This is a genomic window from Mesorhizobium sp. P2_H9, assembly GCF_056403215.1.
This window is the reverse complement of the sequence record NZ_JBFUFX010000006.1, coordinates 259,942-276,466: the sequence shown is the minus strand read 5'-3', so window position 1 is coordinate 276,466 and position 16,525 is coordinate 259,942. Positions and strand designations below refer to the sequence as shown.

14 protein-coding genes are annotated in these 16,525 nt (G+C 63.7%); 3 read left to right on the top strand and 11 right to left on the bottom strand.

The window, feature by feature from the left end; genetic code table 11:
* Positions 1-286 precede the first annotated feature (286 nt).
* From AC1DXN_RS13650 to AC1DXN_RS13615, 8 genes are all read right to left on the bottom strand, one after another.
* Positions 287-694, bottom strand: a complete 408-nt coding sequence (locus AC1DXN_RS13650; protein WP_477245973.1) for a F0F1 ATP synthase subunit epsilon — start codon at positions 692-694, stop codon at positions 287-289.
* 109 nt (positions 695-803) lie between these two features.
* Positions 804-2,402, bottom strand: a complete 1,599-nt coding sequence (gene atpD / locus AC1DXN_RS13645; protein WP_477270548.1) for a F0F1 ATP synthase subunit beta — start codon at positions 2,400-2,402, stop codon at positions 804-806.
* Between the two features lie 70 nt (positions 2,403-2,472).
* A complete protein-coding gene (locus AC1DXN_RS13640) occupies positions 2,473-3,357 on the bottom strand; it encodes a F0F1 ATP synthase subunit gamma (RefSeq protein ID WP_477245969.1) in 885 nt (294 codons plus the stop codon).
* Between the two features lie 33 nt (positions 3,358-3,390).
* The gene (gene atpA, locus AC1DXN_RS13635) at positions 3,391-4,920 is read right to left on the bottom strand and encodes a F0F1 ATP synthase subunit alpha (protein WP_477245967.1); all 1,530 of its coding nucleotides are present in this window, start codon (positions 4,918-4,920) and stop codon (positions 3,391-3,393) included.
* Entirely contained in the window at positions 4,920-5,480 is a 561-nt protein-coding gene (locus AC1DXN_RS13630) for a F0F1 ATP synthase subunit delta (RefSeq protein ID WP_477270546.1), read from the bottom strand. The genes atpA and AC1DXN_RS13630 overlap by 1 nt, the downstream gene beginning before the upstream one ends.
* A gap of 235 nt (positions 5,481-5,715) precedes the next feature.
* On the bottom strand, positions 5,716-6,111 hold the full coding sequence (locus tag AC1DXN_RS13625) for an AGROH133_08824 family phage infection protein (protein ID WP_477270544.1): 396 nt from the start codon (positions 6,109-6,111) through the stop codon (positions 5,716-5,718).
* A 93-nt stretch (positions 6,112-6,204) separates the two neighbouring features.
* A complete protein-coding gene (locus AC1DXN_RS13620) occupies positions 6,205-6,900 on the bottom strand; it encodes an aspartate/glutamate racemase family protein (RefSeq protein WP_477270542.1) in 696 nt (231 codons plus the stop codon).
* 37 nt (positions 6,901-6,937) lie between these two features.
* Positions 6,938-9,121 carry a primosomal protein N' gene (locus AC1DXN_RS13615; RefSeq protein WP_477270540.1) on the bottom strand — a complete coding sequence of 728 codons (2,184 nt, stop codon included), beginning with the start codon at positions 9,119-9,121 and terminating at the stop codon, positions 6,938-6,940.
* A gap of 90 nt (positions 9,122-9,211) precedes the next feature.
* Here AC1DXN_RS13615 and fsa point away from each other — a divergent pair, with 90 nt between their 5' ends.
* A complete protein-coding gene (gene fsa / locus AC1DXN_RS13610) occupies positions 9,212-9,868 on the top strand; it encodes a fructose-6-phosphate aldolase (protein ID WP_477270538.1) in 657 nt (218 codons plus the stop codon).
* A gap of 90 nt (positions 9,869-9,958) precedes the next feature.
* On the opposite strand, the gene lptE is transcribed toward fsa, so the two are convergent.
* Both lptE and leuS read right to left on the bottom strand, forming a co-directional pair.
* Positions 9,959-10,537, bottom strand: coding sequence for an LPS assembly lipoprotein LptE (lptE, locus tag AC1DXN_RS13605; protein ID WP_477245955.1), 579 nt, complete (start codon positions 10,535-10,537; stop codon positions 9,959-9,961).
* Positions 10,524-13,151, bottom strand: coding sequence for a leucine--tRNA ligase (gene leuS / locus AC1DXN_RS13600; RefSeq protein ID WP_477270536.1), 2,628 nt, complete (start codon positions 13,149-13,151; stop codon positions 10,524-10,526). Before leuS ends, lptE begins: the two co-directional genes overlap by 14 nt.
* A gap of 147 nt (positions 13,152-13,298) precedes the next feature.
* Between leuS and AC1DXN_RS13595 the strand changes: the two genes are divergently transcribed.
* Both AC1DXN_RS13595 and AC1DXN_RS13590 read left to right on the top strand, forming a co-directional pair.
* A complete protein-coding gene (locus AC1DXN_RS13595) occupies positions 13,299-13,961 on the top strand; it encodes a YggS family pyridoxal phosphate-dependent enzyme (RefSeq protein ID WP_477270534.1) in 663 nt (220 codons plus the stop codon).
* Between the two features lie 430 nt (positions 13,962-14,391).
* Positions 14,392-15,441 (top strand): aldo/keto reductase, encoded by a 1,050-nt coding sequence (locus AC1DXN_RS13590; RefSeq protein WP_477270532.1) that lies wholly within the window; start codon positions 14,392-14,394, stop codon positions 15,439-15,441.
* 60 nt (positions 15,442-15,501) lie between these two features.
* Here the strand turns inward: AC1DXN_RS13590 and AC1DXN_RS13585 are convergent, their stop codons facing one another.
* Positions 15,502-16,407, bottom strand: a complete 906-nt coding sequence (locus AC1DXN_RS13585; RefSeq protein ID WP_477270530.1) for a LysR family transcriptional regulator — start codon at positions 16,405-16,407, stop codon at positions 15,502-15,504.
* Positions 16,408-16,525 lie beyond the last annotated feature (118 nt).

Sequence of the window (16,525 nt, the reverse complement as noted above, 5' to 3'; positions counted from 1 at the left end):
CGTAAGGGGTGTAGAACCTTAACGCCGGCRGGACAGCGCCCCCCTCTGTCCTGCCGGACATCTCCCCCACAGGTGGGGAGATTGGCCGTCACAGCGGCTTTCGCTAATCTCCAACATTGCAGAGTTTGCGCCGACACCTGAGCTGCCGATCTCCCCCCTTGTGGGGGAGATGTCCGGCAGGACAGAGGGGGGCGCGAAGGATCGCTACCACACGCTACTTCTACGCCACCAATGTCATGTCATGAATCCCAAGGGCTGCGCGCCAGCTTGGGATAGTAGGGATGCTCTAGGCCGGCAGAATAGCGCTTTCCAGCGTGGTGAGCTGGCTAAGGAACTGCTCGGCCTTGCTGCGGGTCTGGTCGTCCTTGGCGTCGGCGGCGTCTTCCTTGGCTTCCTGGATGCGGCGGGCGAGATCGGTGCGATCGACATCCTTCACCGCCACGGCGGATTCCGCCAGCAGCGTGCAGCCGGAAGGCACGATATCGGCAAAGCCGCCGAACACCACATAGCGCTCTTCCTGGCCTGCCACGGTCTTCAGCGTGACGACACCCGGCTTGATCGTGGTCATGACCGGTGCGTGATGCGCCATCACGGTCATCTCGCCTTCGGCGCCCGGAATGACGACGGACTCGACCTGCTCGGAAACCAGCAGGCGTTCCGGCGAAACCAGTTCGAATTTGAAAGCTTCAGCCATGCCAATCTAGCGAGTAGGGAATAGCGAGTAGCGAATAGTTCAGGAACTATCGCCGACTCATAGGCCCTATTCGCTACTCCCTATTCGCTATTCGCTTCTTTTCGCTTCTTTATGCCGCTTCGGCCGCCAGGCGCTGTGCCTTCTCGACCGCTTCCTCGATGCCGCCGACCATGTAGAAGGCAGCTTCCGGAAGATGATCATAGTCGCCGTTGCAGAGGCCCTTGAAGCCCTTGATGGTGTCGGCGAGGTCGACCAGTTTGCCCGGCGAACCCGTGAACACTTCGGCGACGAAGAACGGCTGCGACAGGAAGCGCTCGATCTTGCGGGCGCGAGCCACCGTCTGCTTGTCCTCTTCGCTGAGCTCGTCCATGCCCAGGATGGCGATGATGTCCTGCAACGACTTGTAGCGCTGCAGGATCGACTGCACCTGGCGCGCGACGCCATAGTGCTCGTCGCCGACGACCAGCGGGTCGAGCATGCGCGAGGTCGAGTCCAGCGGGTCGACGGCCGGGTAGATGCCCTTTTCCGAGATCGCGCGGTTGAGCACGGTCGTCGCGTCAAGGTGGGCGAACGAGGTCGCCGGCGCCGGGTCGGTCAAATCGTCGGCCGGCACGTAGATCGCCTGCACCGAGGTGATCGAGCCCTTGGTCGTCGTGGTGATGCGTTCCTGCAGCGCGCCCATGTCGGTGGCGAGCGTCGGCTGATAGCCCACGGCCGAAGGAATACGGCCGAGCAGAGCCGACACTTCCGAGCCAGCCTGCGTGAAGCGGAAGATGTTGTCGACGAAGAACAGCACGTCCTGGCCCTGGTCGCGGAAATATTCGGCGACCGTCAGTCCGGTCAGGCCGACGCGGGCGCGGGCGCCCGGCGGCTCGTTCATCTGGCCATAGACCAGTGCCGCCTTGGAACCTTCGCCGCCGCCCTTCTTGTTGACGCCGGATTCGATGAACTCGTGGTAGAGATCGTTGCCTTCGCGGGTGCGCTCGCCAACGCCGGCGAACACCGAGAAGCCGCCATGCGCCTTGGCGACGTTGTTGATCAGTTCCTGGATCAGCACCGTCTTGCCGACGCCGGCACCGCCGAACAGGCCGATCTTGCCGCCGCGGGCGTATGGGGCCAGCAGGTCGAGAACCTTGATGCCGGTGATCAGGATCTGCGCTTCCGTCGACTGCTCGACATAGGACGGCGCCGGCTGGTGGATGGCGCGCATCTCGATGCCGTCGACCGGGCCTTCTTCGTCGACCGGCTCGCCGATGACGTTGATGATGCGGCCGAGCATGCCCGGGCCGACCGGCACGGTGATCGGCGCGCCGGTGTCATAGACGTCCTGGCCGCGGACCAGACCTTCGGTCGAGTCCATGGCGATGCAGCGCACGGTGTTTTCGCCGAGATGCTGGGCAACTTCGAGCACCAGGCGGTTGCCGACATTGACCGTCTCGATCGCGTTCAGGATGGCCGGCAGGTGCTCGCCGAACTGCACGTCGACAACGGCGCCGATGACCTGGCGAACCTTGCCGACCACGCCGGTCTTCTTGACGGAAACCGCCGGCGTCTTGGCTGCGGCTGCCTTGACCGGCGCTGCCGCCTTTGCGGGCGCGGCCGCCTTCTTGGCCGGAGCGGCCTTGGCCGCTGCTGCCGGAGCCTTCGCCGGTGCCGCCTTTGCGGCGGTCTTCGGGGCTGCCGTCTTGGGGGTCGCTGCTTTCGCCATCGTCTTTACCCTTTTCGTCCTTTGTTTCTCACGCTCCAGCAGAAGGCCGATGACCCTCTGGCGGTCGCGCCTAGAGCGCCTCGGCGCCCGAAATGATTTCGATCAGTTCCTTGGTGATCTGCGCCTGCCGCTGGCGGTTGTAGGTGATCGACAGTTTGTTGATCATGTCGCCGGCATTGCGCGTCGCGTTGTCCATGGCGCTCATCTTGGCGCCCATTTCGCCGGCTGCGTTTTCGAGCAGCGCGCGGAAAACCTGGACCGAGATGTTGCGAGGAATGAGATCGGAGAGGATCTCGCCCGGCTCCGGCTCATATTCATAGACGGCATTGCCACCGTCCGCGGCCGCGGCTGGAGCGGAAGCAATACCCGCCGGAATGATCTGCTGCGTGGTCGGAATCTGGCTGATCACCGACTTGAACTGCGAATAGAACAGCGTGCAGACGTCGAAGCCACCCTCATTGAACAGGTGGATGATCTTTCTGGCAATCGCATCGGCATTGACGAAGCCGAGTGTCTTGACCTCGCGCAGGTCGACACGGTCGAGCACCAGCGACGCGTAGTCGCGACGCAAAATATCAAAGCCCTTCTTGCCCACGCAGATGATCTTGACCTGCTTGCCGTCGGCCAAGAGCTTGCGGATGTGGTCGCGGGCGAGGCGGGCAATCTGCGAATTGAAGCCGCCGCACAGGCCGCGCTCGGCGGTGCAGACGACCAGCAGATGCACGTCATCCTTGCCGGTGCCGGTCATCAGTGCCGGGGCATCGCCGCCGCCGCCGATCGCCTGGGTGATGTTGGCCAGCACCGCGCCCATCCGCTCCGAATAGGGGCGCGCCGCTTCCGCCGCTTCCTGCGCGCGACGCAGCTTCGCCGCGGCGACCATCTGCATCGCCTTGGTGATCTTCTGCGTCGCCTTGACCGAGGCGATACGGTTACGAAGGTCTTTTAATGAAGGCATGCTTCAAACCTGATCCAACCCAATCGGCTTCGTTCAAGCAAAGGTCTTGGCGAAGGCGTCGATTTCCGCCTTCAGCTTGGCGCGCAGATCGTCCGACAGCGCCTTCTCCTTGCGGATGGCGTCGAGCACGTCCTTGCCGGCCGCACGCATATGCGACAGCAGGCCCTGCTCGAACTTGCCGACCTGGTTGATCGCCAGCTTGTCGAGATAGCCGTTGACGCCGGCGAAGATCACCGTGACCTGCTCCTCGACCTTGAGCGGCGAGAACTGCGGCTGCTTCAAAAGCTCGGTCAGGCGCGCGCCGCGATTGAGCAGGCGCTGCGTAGCGGCGTCGAGATCGGAACCGAACTGCGCGAAAGCAGCCATTTCGCGGTACTGCGCGAGCTCGCCTTTGATCGAGCCAGCGACCTGCTTCATCGCCTTGATCTGCGCCGACGAACCGACGCGCGACACCGACAGGCCGACGTTGACGGCCGGGCGAACGCCCTGGAAGAACAGATTGGTTTCCAGGAAGATCTGGCCGTCGGTGATCGAGATGACGTTGGTCGGGATGTAGGCCGAGACGTCGTTGGCCTGCGTCTCGATGATCGGCAGCGCGGTCAGCGAACCGCCGCCATTGTCGTCATTGAGCTTGGCGGCGCGCTCGAGAAGGCGCGAATGCAGGTAGAACACGTCGCCCGGATAGGCTTCGCGGCCCGGCGGGCGGCGCAGCAAGAGCGACATCTGGCGATAGGCGACGGCCTGCTTCGACAGATCGTCATAGCTGATCAGCGCGTGCATGCCGTTGTCGCGGAAATATTCGCCCATGGTGCAGGCGGTGAATGGCGCCAGGAACTGCATCGGCGCCGGATCGGAAGCGGTGGCAGCGACGATGATCGAATATTCGAGCGCGCCGCGTTCTTCGAGAACCTTGACGAACTGCGCGACGGTCGAGCGCTTCTGGCCGATGGCGACGTAGACGCAGTAGAGCTTTTCCTTCTCCGGGCCGTTGTCGTGCACCGATTTCTGGTTGAGCATCGTGTCGAGGATGATCGCGGTCTTGCCGGTCTGACGGTCACCGATGACCAGCTCGCGCTGGCCGCGGCCGACCGGGATCAGCGCATCGATGGCCTTGAGGCCGGTCGACATCGGCTCGTTCACCGACTTGCGCGGGATGATGCCGGGGGCCTTGACGTCGACGCGCTTGCGCTCGGTCGCCTTGATCGGGCCCTTGCCGTCGATCGGGTTGCCGAGCGCGTCGACGACGCGGCCGAGCAGGCCCATGCCGACAGGCGTGTCGACGATGGCGCCGGTGCGCTTGACGATGTCGCCTTCCTTGATGTCGCGGTCGGCGCCGAAGATGACGACGCCGACATTGTCGGCTTCGAGGTTGAGCGCCATGCCGCGAATGCCGCCGGGGAACTCGACCATCTCGCCGGCCTGGACATTGTCGAGGCCGTAGACGCGGGCGATACCGTCACCGACGGACAGCACCTGGCCGACTTCGGAGACCTCGGCCTCCTTGCCGAAATTCTTGATCTGGTCTTTCAGAATTGCGGAAATTTCCGCGGCGCGGATGTCCATCAGCCGACCTCTTTCAGTGCAAGCTTGAGCGAATTGAGTTTGGTTTTGAGTGACGTATCGATCTGGCGCGAGCCCATCTTGACCACCAGCCCGCCAAGCAGCGACGGGTCGACGGTGACGGAAATGGCCACGTCCTTGCCGGCAACGCTTTTCAGCGCCGCCTTCAGTTCAGTCTGCTGGGCCGCCGTCAGCTCATGCGCCGAGGTCACTTCGGCGGCAGTCTCGCCACGATGTTCGGCGGCAATCTGACGGAACGCCTTGATCATGCCGGGAATGGCGAACAGCCGGCGGTTGCGGGCGACGACGCGCAGGAAATTGCCGGTGAGGCCGGTGATCTTGGCCTTGTCGGCGATCGCCGCGATCGCCTTGGCCTGGTCCTCGCTGGAGAACACCGGGCTTTTGATCAGGCGGGAAAGATCGGCACTGCCGTCCAGCATCGCTTGGAAACTGTTGAGGTCGGCCTCGACCTTGGCGATCGAATTTGCCTGCAGCGCGAGCTCGAACAGCGAACCCGCATAGCGTTCTGCGACACCTGAGATTGGCGATGACGATTGGGCCACGGACCGTCTTTTCTCTTGTCTGACAGGCCGCAGATTGTTGGCGCGAGCAAAAACTCTGGCTAAATCTTTGACCTTACTACATTTTTTCAAGCACGGAGGCGCGGCTTCCGCTATCCCCGGCCGAAAGTCGATTGCCGTCTAGCACAGGCATTTTAAGACCGCAATGCGTCGTTCCGCATGCTTTTCAGGCACTATTGTCGCATCTGGCGGCTGAGTTCAACCGAAGCCGTTGGATTCAAGGCAAAAAGCCGAAGGCAAAGGCAAGCGGCAGCCCGGCCAGCACCAGTTCCACGACGATGGAAACCCAGTTGAAAGGCGTGTTGGCGCCGTCAGACATCATCGACAGCAAACGGCCGAAGGCGGTGAACAGCCAGGAAAAGCCGAGCGCCATATAGAGCAGCGGCTGCGCCAGCAGGAGGCAGCACAGGCTGACACCGAGATAGAAGCCCGACATGCGGCCGCGCCCTTCGGCGATGGCGGCGAGTTTTTCGGGCTTGGGCTGCAGCCGAAGAATCCTGAAGCCAATTCTGGGCGCCAGAAACAGCAGCAGGCCGAAGGCGAGCGTGACGACGGCGCTCGACCATGCCAGCCACTCGCCCTGGCTCGTCGGCCACGGAAATGCAAATTCCATCTTGTCCCCTCGAAAATGCTTGTCTTGAAAATTTTGAGCATTCTAGCCGACCGGGAGACATGCACCAGATGGGTATTGCGATTTTAGATCGGGTTATCCCAGCGCGAATTCGACCGCCGCCTCGGCATGGATGCGTGTGGTATCGAAGACCGGAATGTCGAAATCCGGCTGGCCGATCAGCATGGTGATCTCGGTGCAACCCATGATGACGCCGTCGATCTTTTCGTCGCGCCGCATGCGGGTGACTTCATCGACGTATGCCGCCTTCGACTCTGTTGTGACGATGCCCTGGCAGAGCTCCTCGTAAATGACGCGGTGAACCATGTCCCGCCCGGCCTGATCCGGCACCACGGGCTGCAGCCCATACTTGTCGATGAGCCTACCCTTGTAGAAGTCCTGTTCCATGGTGAAGCGCGTCGCCAGCAGCGCCGGCCGGCTGACGCCGGCGTCCTTGATCGCAACGGCCGTGGCATCGGCGATATGGATGATCGGGATCGACACGGCCGCCTGCACGGCGTCGGCCAGTTTGTGCATGGTGTTGGTGCAGATCAGCAGCCCTTCGGCGCCAGCAGTCTCGAGCTTGCGCGCCGCTTCGATCAACAGCACGCCGGCGCCTTGCCAGTCCCCTTCATGCTGCCTCTCGGCAATCTCGGCGAAATCGAACGACCACAGCAAAAGCCTTGCCGAATGCAGCCCGCCCAGACGCTCGCGCACGATCTCGTTGAGCAGGCGATAATAGATAGCCGTCGATTCCCAGCTCATGCCGCCGATCAGGCCAAGGGTTTTCATGACGTTCGCTGCTCCGATCCGATTTGCATCGTCGATCTCACAAAAAGCTCTGCGGGTCGATGTCGACCTGCACCCGCACCGAGCCGCGCTGTTTCGGCCCCTCGGCCAGCATGGTGCGGATGAAGCCTTGCATGTCGGCGCGACGCTCGCCCTGGATCAGCAGGCGAAAGCGATGGCGGCCGCCGAGCAAGGACAGCGGCGCCTCGGCCGGGCCGAGTACGAACAGGTCGGTGGCCTGGGGCGCAGCACGCCGCAGGCCGCGCGCATGGCCCTCCGCTTCCGCCCGCGACGCGGCGCTGACGATGACGCCGGCGAGCCGGCCGAAAGGCGGCAGCGCCGCCCGCTCCCGCTCGGCGATCTCGCGCTCGTAAAAGGCATCGGCGTCGCCGGAGACGATCGCCCGCATCACCGGATGCTCAGGCTGAAATGTTTGCAGCAGGCCAAGGCTTTTCTTGCCGGTGCGGCCGGCGCGACCGGTCACCTGGCTGAGCAGTTGAAAAGTGCGCTCGGCGGCGCGCGGATCGCCATTGGCGAGGCCGAGATCGGCATCGACGACGCCGACCAGCGTCATGTTGGGAAAGTTGTGGCCCTTGGCGACCAGCTGGGTGCCGATGACGATGTCGGCCTCGCCATCGGCGATGGCTTCCAGCTCCAGCCTCAGCCGCCGCACGCCGCCCATCAGGTCTGACGACAGCACGATGGTGCGAGCGTCGGGAAAATGCGTGACGACCTCTTCGGCGATACGCTCGACGCCCGGGCCGCAAGCGACGAGATGATCGAGCGTGCCGCATTCCGGACAGGCCTCGGGACGGCGTTCGTTGTGCCCGCAATGGTGGCAGACGAGCTGGCCGCGAAACCGGTGCTCGACCAGCCAGGCCGAGCAGACCGGACAGCCGAAACGATGGCCGCAAACCCTGCATAGCGTCAGCGGCGCATAGCCGCGCCGGTTGAGAAACAGCAGCGACTGCTCCTGTTTCTCCAGCGTGCGGCGCATATGGTCGATCAGCACCGGCGACAGGAAACCGCCGCGCGCCGGTGGCGCCCGGCGCATGTCGATCGTCTTCAGGTCGGGAAGTGCTGCCTCGGCAAAACGTGCCGAAAGCACTGCCCTGCTGTAGCGGCCTTGCAGCGCGTTGACCCGGCTTTCCACCGACGGTGTCGCCGAAGCCAGCACCACCGGGAAGCCGCCAATATGGCCACGCACCACCGCCATGTCGCGCGCATTGTAGAAGACGCGGTCTTCCTGCTTGTAGGCAGGGTCATGCTCCTCGTCGACGACGATCAGCCCGAGTTCCCTGAACGGCAGGAACAGCGCCGAGCGGGCGCCGGCGACGACGCGCACGCCGCCTTCCGCCACTTGCCGCCAGACCCGTTCACGCATTTTTGGCGGCAGGTCCGAATGCCATTCCGCCGGCTTGGCGCCGAAGCGTTGCTGGAAGCGTTCGATAAAGGCATGTGTCAGTGCAATCTCCGGCAGCAGGATCAGCACCTGCTTGCCCTGGTCGAGTGCGGCCGCCACCGCCTCGAAATAGACTTCCGTCTTGCCCGATCCGGTGACGCCGTCGAGCAGCGTGACACCGAAGGCGCCAGCCATGACATTGCTGCGCAGCATGGCCGCCGCATCGCCCTGGTCCGGCATCAGCTCCGGCACGGCATAACTCGCATCGGGTGCTGCGACCACCGGTCGCGGTGGGATCATCACCGTCTCGAACACGCCTTGCGCCTTCAACCCGTCGATGACGGTCGACGACACGCCAGCCGCATGCGCCAGCCCGGAGCGTGTCCAGGCGAGCCCGCCTTCCGCTGTCTCAAGCACCCGCACTCTCGCAGCCGTCATCCGGTCGGGGTCGGTCACGGTGCGCAGCAAGCCCTCGATCCACGGTTCCGGGTCAAACGCTTCCGGCGCCCTGAGCAGCATGCGCGCCACCATGCCGGGCGGCGACAGCGTGTATTGCGCGATCCAGTCGACGAACTGGCGCATCGCACGATCGATCGGCGGGCAGTCGAAGACCTGCTCGATCGGTCGCAGTTTTTTCGCGTCGACCTTTTCGACCGCGCCATCCCAGACGATGCCGGCAACCTGGCGCGGACCGAGCGGGACGCGCACGATCGAGCCCGGCACCACCCGCATGCCGGCAGGCACGGCATAGGTGTAGGGGCGTTCGGCAGGCATCGGCACCAGCACCGGTGCGGCTGCGACAAAGGGCGAATCTTCGATCATGAGGCGTGACCTTGCCCCGACTTTGGTCTAGATCAAAGGGCAACCCCGAATGTGCATGGCATGCACATGAGAATCTTCAGGAGACCCCCCATGAAATTTTTTGTCGACACCGCCGATATCAAGGACATTCGTGAGCTGAACGATCTGGGGCTGCTCGACGGCGTCACCACCAATCCCTCGCTGATCCTGAAATCCGGCGGCAAGATCGCCGACGTCACCAAGCAGATCTGCGACATCGTCAAGGGCCCGGTCTCGGCCGAGGTCACCGCCACCGAATATTCCGAGATGATGCAGCAGGCCAAGGTTCTGGCCAAGATCGCCGACAATGTCTGCATCAAGGTGCCGCTGACGCTGGACGGCCTGAAGGCCTGCAAGACCATCCGCACCGAGATGAACCGCCTGGTCAACGTCACGCTCTGCTTCTCGGCCAACCAGGCGCTGCTGGCGGCCAAGGCCGGCGCCTCGTTCATCTCGCCCTTCGTCGGCCGCCTTGACGACATCGGCCTCGACGGCATGGAGCTGATCCAGGAAATCCGGCAGATCTACGACAATTACGATTTCCAGACCGAGATCCTCGTTGCCTCGGCGCGCACCGTGAACCATGTCAAGCAGGCAGCCCTGATCGGCGCCGACGTCGTCACCGCGCCGCCGGCGACGCTGAAGGCGCTGGTCAAGCATCCGCTGACCGACAAGGGCCTGGAACAGTTCCTCGCCGACTGGGCAAAGACCGGCCAGACGATCGGCTGAGGCCAAGCCGCACCGCGTAACAAAAAAGGCCGAGCGATCGGCCTTTTTTGTTGCCAGGTTTTCATCCAATGAATCTAAGCGGGAAAGCCTCTAGCTCGAGGTCTTTCCGTGCTTGACCAGGTCCTGGGCGACCGACAGGGTCACCATTTCGGCCAGTTCGCGCGCAGCACGGTTCTCGGCATCGATCTGCGCGCGATAGGAAGCGTACTCCTGGGTCGGCTTGTCGAAGGATGACGGGATCGAGCGCTTGCCGGTGGCGATGACCGCGCCGGTCTTGGCGTCGGTCAGCACGTAGTTCGCGGTCAGCGTGACCGTACCTGCCGTCGGCTCGTCCTCGTTGGTCTGGATTTGCACCTGCGCCGCCGATTCGACCAGTTCGCTAACGCCGAGATCAAGCATATAAACCGGCGCGGCCGGCTCGCCGGCACCCTGGCCAAGCGCAAAGATCAGATTGTTGCGGACCTGCTGGGCGTAGCGGGTCTTGACCGGCTTGACCGAGATCGACGCCAGTTCGGCCGAAGCGCTGACCGTGGAGCCGACCGTCAGCGGCGCGCTCGAATAGAGCGGCCTGACCGTGCAGGCCGAAACCAGCGTCACCGAGGCGACCAGCCCGCACAACGCGGCGCGTCGCAGCAAATGCGTCGTCTTTCCGAAATCAGGCAACGACATTGACGATCCTCTGCGGCACGATGATCACCTTGCGGGGCGCCTTACCTTCCAGCGCTTTTTGCACGAAGTCGAGGGCCAGAACCGCTTTTTCGACCGCACCTTGATCCGCGTCGCGGGCAATTGTCAAATCCCCGCGCTTCTTGCCGTTGACCTGGACCGGCAGCACGATCTCATTGTCGACGACCAGCGCCGGATCGTAGACCGGCCACGGCCGTTCGGCGACCAGATCGGTGCCGCCCAGCGTGTGCCAGCACTCCTCGGCCAGATGCGGCATGACCGGCGCGACCACATGCACCAGGATCTCCACTGCCTCGCGGCAAGCGGCTTTCAGCGCCTCATCGGCCTTGCCTTCGGCAACGTCGTTGAGCGGCGTGGTCAGCGCGTTGGCGAGCTCGTAGATGCGGGCGATGGCGCGGTTGAAGCCGAGCTTCTCGATATCCTCGCCGATCGCCTTCAGAATCTTGTGCGCGGCCTTGGAAACGGCGCCCGCCTCGCCCTCCTTCGCCGCTTGCGGCTTGACGCCGCCGAGCGTCTCGGCGGCGATCGACACCAGACGCCAGACGCGCTGGATGAAGCGATGCGCACCGGCGGCGCCATCGTCGGTCCATTCGACATCGCGCTCGGGCGGCGAATCCGACAGCATGAACCAGCGCGCGGTATCGGCGCCGTAGCCGTCGGTGATGTCTTCCGGGCTCACCGTGTTCTTCTTCGACTTCGACATCTTTTCGAGCGAGCCGATCGCCGCCTCTTCGCCGGTAGCGATTTCGATAGCGCGGCGCTTGCCGCCCACATCCTCGATCCTGACCTCGCCCGGCGACAGCCAGCGGCCATTGTTCGACGCGCCGCCGACGCGGTAGGTCTCGTGCACCACCATGCCTTGCGTGAACAGGCCCTTGAACGGCTCGGCCAGGTCGAGATGCCCGGTCTCGCGCATGGCGCGGGTGAAGAAGCGCGAATAGAGCAGGTGCAGGATCGCATGCTCGATGCCGCCGATATACTGGTCGACCGCCAGCCAATCGTCGGCAGCCTTCGGCTCGGTCGGATCGTTCGCCCAGGGCGCGGTGAAGCGGGCGAAGTACCAGGACGAATCGACGAACGTGTCCATCGTGTCGGTCTCGCGCCGCGCGTCCTTGCCGCATTGCGGGCATTTGACGTGCCGCCAGGTCGGGTGACGGTCGAGCGGGTTGCCGGGACGGTCGAACTCGATGTCGTCGGGCAGCTTGACCGGCAGGTCGGCCTTCGGCACCGGCACGACGCCGCAATCCTCGCAATGGATCATCGGGATCGGGCAGCCCCAGTAGCGCTGGCGCGAAATGCCCCAGTCGCGCAGGCGAAAATTCACTTTGCGCTCGGCCATCGGCCGGCCGCCGATGCTTTTCTGCTCCAGCAGCTTGGCGACCTCTTCAAAGGCCTGCTCCGGCTTCATGCCGTCGAGGAAGCGCGAATTGATCATCACGCCGTCATCGAAATAAGCCTCTTCCGTGATCTGGAAGGTCTTGGCGTCGGCATCTACCGGCATCACCACCGGGATGACCGGCAGGCCGTATTTGTTGGCGAAGTCGAGGTCGCGCTGATCGCCCGACGGGCAGCCGAAAATGGCGCCGGTGCCGTATTCCATCAAAACGAAATTGGCGACATAGACCGGCAGCGTCCATGAGTCGTCGAATGGGTGGACGACGCGGATGCCGGTGTCGAAGCCTTTCTTCTCGGCCGTCTCCAGTGCGGCCACCGAGGTGCCCATATGGCGGACTTCGTCGATGAACTTGGCCAACGCGACATTGGTCTCCGCGGCCTTCCTGGCCAGCGGATGGTCAGCCGCGACAGCCATGAACGAGGCGCCGAAGATGGTGTCGGGCCGGGTCGTGTAGACTTCCAGTTCGCTCGCATCGCCAACCGGTGCTGCCAGGGGCCAGCGGATCAGCAGCCCTTCCGAGCGGCCGATCCAGTTCTGCTGCATCAGCTTGACCTTTTCCGGCCATTCGCCGAGGCCGTCGAGCGACTCCAGGAGGTCCTGGGCAAAGTCGGTGATCTTGAAGAACCACTGCGTCAGCTCGCGCTGTTCGACCAGCGCGCCCGAGCGCCAGCCGCGGCCGTCGATGACCTGCTCGTTGGCGAGCACCGTCATGTCCTCCGGGTCCCAGTTGACCTTGGAGGATTTGCGCGTCACCAGCCCCTTGGCGACGAAGTCGAGGAACAGCATCTGCTGGCGGTGGTAATAGTCGACGTCGCAGGTGGCGAATTCACGCGACCAGTCCAGCGACAGGCCCATCATCTTGAGCTGCTCGCGCATGGCAGCGATGTTGGCGTAGGTCCATTCCTTGGGATGGACCTTGTTCTGCATCGCCGCATTTTCGGCCGGCATGCCGAAAGCGTCCCAGCCCATCGGGTGCAGCACATTAAAACCCTTGGCCCGCTTGTAGCGCGCCACCACGTCGCCCATCGTGTAGTTGCGGGTGTGGCCGATATGGATCTTCCCTGAGGGATAGGGGAACATCTCCAGCACGTAGTATTTCGGCTTCGGGTCGTCGTTCTGCGCTTCGAACAGCTTCTTCTCGGCCCAGGCTTTCTGCCATTTGGGCTCTGACGCGCGCGGATTGTATCGTTCGGTTGCCATCGGATGATTTTCACTTAAAAGCAGGCGCAGACCGCCGGACAAGGCCCGGCGGCCAAGGTAAATGTCGTCGCGGTGTTCACCATGGATTGCCGGACCCGTCAACTGCGGCGAGCCGGCCAGCGCTAGAAAGACAGACAGGATATAGGCATGGCCAGCGCCGTCGAACAGTTTTTCGCCGTCAAGACGAGGATCGCTGCTGCCGAGCGCGAGGCCGGCCGCGACGCCGGTTCCGTAACGCTGGTTGCCGTGTCGAAGACCTTCGAAGCCGACGCCATCCGCCCGGTCATCGAAGCCGGCCAGCGCGTCTTTGGCGAAAACCGGGTGCAGGAGGCGCAGGCCAAATGGCCGGCGCTGAAACAGGAATTCCCCGACATCGAGCTTCATCTCATCGGCCCGCTGCAGTCGAACAAGGCGAAGGAAGCCGTTGCTTTGGCCGACGTCATCGAGACCGTCGACCGAGAAAAGATCGCTGCCGAACTCGCCAGGGAAATTGCCAGACAGGGCCGTGCGCCAAAACTCTACGTGCAGGTCAACACCGGCTCGGAGCCCCAGAAGGCCGGCATCGAGCCGCGCGACGCCGTCGCTTTCGTCACCCGCTGTCTCAACGTCCATGGCCTGGCGATCGAAGGCTTGATGTGCATCCCGCCGGCCGACGAGAACCCCGGCCCGCATTTCGCGCTGCTGGAAAAGCTGGCGCGTGAGGCCGGCGTCGCAAAACTGTCGATGGGTATGTCCGGCGACTACGAGACGGCAATCGCCTTCGGCGCCACCAGCGTCAGGGTTGGGTCGGCGATCTTCGGCAGCCGTTAGCCAACTGCCTGTTTCCGTCATGCGCGATTGGCCGCAGGCGACCGCATCTTCGTCATCCTGGGGCGGAGCAAGGAGCGAAGCGACGCAGCGCAGACCCCGGGATCCATGCCGGGACATGACAGCGCTGCTGCTGTGCAGAATTCTCATCCGCCGCGCCCTTAGGCCAGGGTCGCGGCATGGATCCTCGGGTCTTCGCGACGCCGCTTCGCGGCTGCTCCGCCCGTGGATAACGAAGCGAGAAATGTTTCGGCCAATCTCCAAGGTTTCTATTTCCGAGGAACCATGATCCACCGGACAGCCCCAGCGAATGCCCGGCGTGGCTAACGGGTTCCATGATGCCAGCGCCGGTACATCGTTAAGCCACGACTGGAAACGAAACGTATCGTTCCTATATGATTGGTGTCATCACCACATCTTCTGGAGCCGCACCATGCGCTACAATCAACTTGGAAATACGGGGATGTTTGTCTCCGAACTGTGCCTCGGCACCATGACTTTCGGCGCCGCCGGCGAGAACGCCCAATGGGGCCTGATCGCCAGCCTCGACCAGAAGGGCGTCAACGAGATCGTCGGCCGCTCGATCGCCGGCGGCGTCAATTTCTTCGACACGGCCGATGTCTATTCCTTCGGCGAATCCGAGAAACTGCTCGGCCAATCGCTCAGGGATCTCGGCGTCAAAAGGTCTGACGTGGTCATCGCCACCAAGGTGCATGGCGCCATGGGCAGCGGTCCGAACCAGCGCGGCTCCTCGCGCGGCCACATCATGGACGCGGTCGACGCAAGCCTGGAACGGCTGCAGCTCGACCATATCGACCTCTATCAGCTGCACGGCACCGACACGGTGACGCCGATCGACGAGACGTTGCGGGCGCTGGACGATCTGGTTGCCAGCGGCAAGGTCCGCTATGTCGGCGTCTCCAACTGGGCGGCATGGCGCATCGCCAAGGCGCTCGGCATTGCCGACCGCAAGGGCTTTGCCCGCTTTGAGACCGTGCAATCTTACTACTCGATCGCTGGCCGCGACCTCGAACGCGAGATCGAGCCGCTGCTCAATGAGGAGAAGCTCGGCCTGATGGTCTGGTCGCCGATGGCCGGCGGGCTGCTGTCCGGCAAATACGGACCCGGCGCGCCGGGCAATGGCGAGGGCCGCCGCGCCTCCTTCAATTTCCCGCCGGTCAACGAGGACCGCGCCTGGGCCGCGGTGGCCGTGATGCGCGAGATCGCCAAAAAGCATGATGTCAGCGTCGCCACCGTCGCGCTGGGTTATGTGCTGGCCAAACCCTTCGTGATGAGCGTCATCATCGGCGCCAGCCGCATGGAGCAGTTGGAGCAGAACCTTGCCGCGACCGAGCTGAAGCTCGACGCCGACGATCTGGTGAAGCTCGATGAGGTGAGCGCACTGCCCGCCGAATACCCCGGCTGGATGCTGGAGCGGCAAGCGGCAGGCCGGCGCCCGGAGCCGTTCGCAGCGAAGAAGTAGGGCTCTTCGAGGACAGTTTCGCGAAGGTCACGTGCCCCGTTGGTACACGGCCTTTTGCTGTCAGAGACGAACGGTCTCGGCGAGAAAATCGAGAAAGGCGCGCACGCGGGCCGGCAGATGCTTGCCTTGGCCGACATAGACGGCATGTGTCGGTTCCAGATCGCTGGGGTTGAACGCTTCCAGCAACGGCAGCAGCCGACCGCTGGCGATGTCGGCCTCCACGTGCCAGCGCGCCAGCCGGGCGATGCCCACTCCGGAAAGCGCCATCAGCCGCATGGCCTCGCCGTCGCTGACCAGCGCATTGCCTATCGTCGGCACGATCACGCTTGCGCCGGCGCCGTCGAGGAATGGCCAGCCATCGATATGCCGCACGAAGCCGAAACTCATCCGGTTGTGGCGCTCGAGATCGGCCGGCACTTGCGGGGTGCCATGCGTCTCGAGGTAGGGCGGTGCTGCGACGACGACGGTCCGGCTTTGTCCGAGCTTGCGCGCCACCAGCCGCGATTCGTTGAGTGGGCCGGCACGGATGGCGACATCGGCGCGCTCCTGCATCAGGTCGATGACGCTGTCGGTCAAAACCAGATCGACTGATATTTCCGGGTAGCGTTCGAGGAAGCGCGGCAAAAGCGGGATCAGCCGGTGCTGTCCGAACGGCACATAGCTGTTGACACGCAACAGCCCGCGCGGTGCCGCTCCTGCCGCCGCCTCGCGCTCGGCCGCCGCCATGTCGGCCAGGATGCGCACGCCGCTGTCGTAGAAGGCCGAGCCTTCCGGTGAGAGCTGCAGCTTGCGCGTCGAGCGGCTGACCAGCCGGGCGCCGAGCCGGCCTTCGAGACGGCCGATCAGTTTGCTCACCGCCGATGGCGTCATGCGCAGTTCGCGCGCCGCCGCCGAAAAGCTCCCCGTCTCGACGACGCGCACGAACACTTCGATCTCACCGGAGCGGTTGATGTCGGGCCTGGCCATCTGTGAATCTATTTCATAGAAACTATGCCCGTAGCAAGTCTGGTTCACAGTACATGGGAGCACGATCTTTGCGGTCGGGGCGCGGATTTGGACAGGACGCTCATCGCCTTTGAACTGG

Excerpts from the sequence above, each read along its gene's own strand:
- AC1DXN_RS13650 (WP_477245973.1), bottom strand. The coding sequence starts at position 694 with ATGGCTGAAGCTTTCAAATTCGAACTGGTTTCGCCGGAACGCCTGCTG.
- atpD (WP_477270548.1), bottom strand. The coding sequence starts at position 2,402 with ATGGCGAAAGCAGCGACCCCCAAGACGGCAGCCCCGAAGACCGCCGCA.
- AC1DXN_RS13640 (WP_477245969.1), bottom strand. The coding sequence starts at position 3,357 with ATGCCTTCATTAAAAGACCTTCGTAACCGTATCGCCTCGGTCAAGGCG.
- atpA (WP_477245967.1), bottom strand. The coding sequence starts at position 4,920 with ATGGACATCCGCGCCGCGGAAATTTCCGCAATTCTGAAAGACCAGATC.
- AC1DXN_RS13625 (WP_477270544.1), bottom strand. The coding sequence starts at position 6,111 with ATGGAATTTGCATTTCCGTGGCCGACGAGCCAGGGCGAGTGGCTGGCA.
- AC1DXN_RS13620 (WP_477270542.1), bottom strand. The coding sequence starts at position 6,900 with ATGAAAACCCTTGGCCTGATCGGCGGCATGAGCTGGGAATCGACGGCT.
- AC1DXN_RS13615 (WP_477270540.1), bottom strand. The coding sequence starts at position 9,121 with ATGATCGAAGATTCGCCCTTTGTCGCAGCCGCACCGGTGCTGGTGCCG.
- fsa (WP_477270538.1), top strand. The coding sequence starts at position 9,212 with ATGAAATTTTTTGTCGACACCGCCGATATCAAGGACATTCGTGAGCTG.
- lptE (WP_477245955.1), bottom strand. The coding sequence starts at position 10,537 with ATGTCGTTGCCTGATTTCGGAAAGACGACGCATTTGCTGCGACGCGCC.
- leuS (WP_477270536.1), bottom strand. The coding sequence starts at position 13,151 with ATGGCAACCGAACGATACAATCCGCGCGCGTCAGAGCCCAAATGGCAG.
- AC1DXN_RS13595 (WP_477270534.1), top strand. The coding sequence starts at position 13,299 with ATGGCCAGCGCCGTCGAACAGTTTTTCGCCGTCAAGACGAGGATCGCT.
- AC1DXN_RS13590 (WP_477270532.1), top strand. The coding sequence starts at position 14,392 with ATGCGCTACAATCAACTTGGAAATACGGGGATGTTTGTCTCCGAACTG.
- AC1DXN_RS13585 (WP_477270530.1), bottom strand. The coding sequence starts at position 16,407 with ATGGCCAGGCCCGACATCAACCGCTCCGGTGAGATCGAAGTGTTCGTG.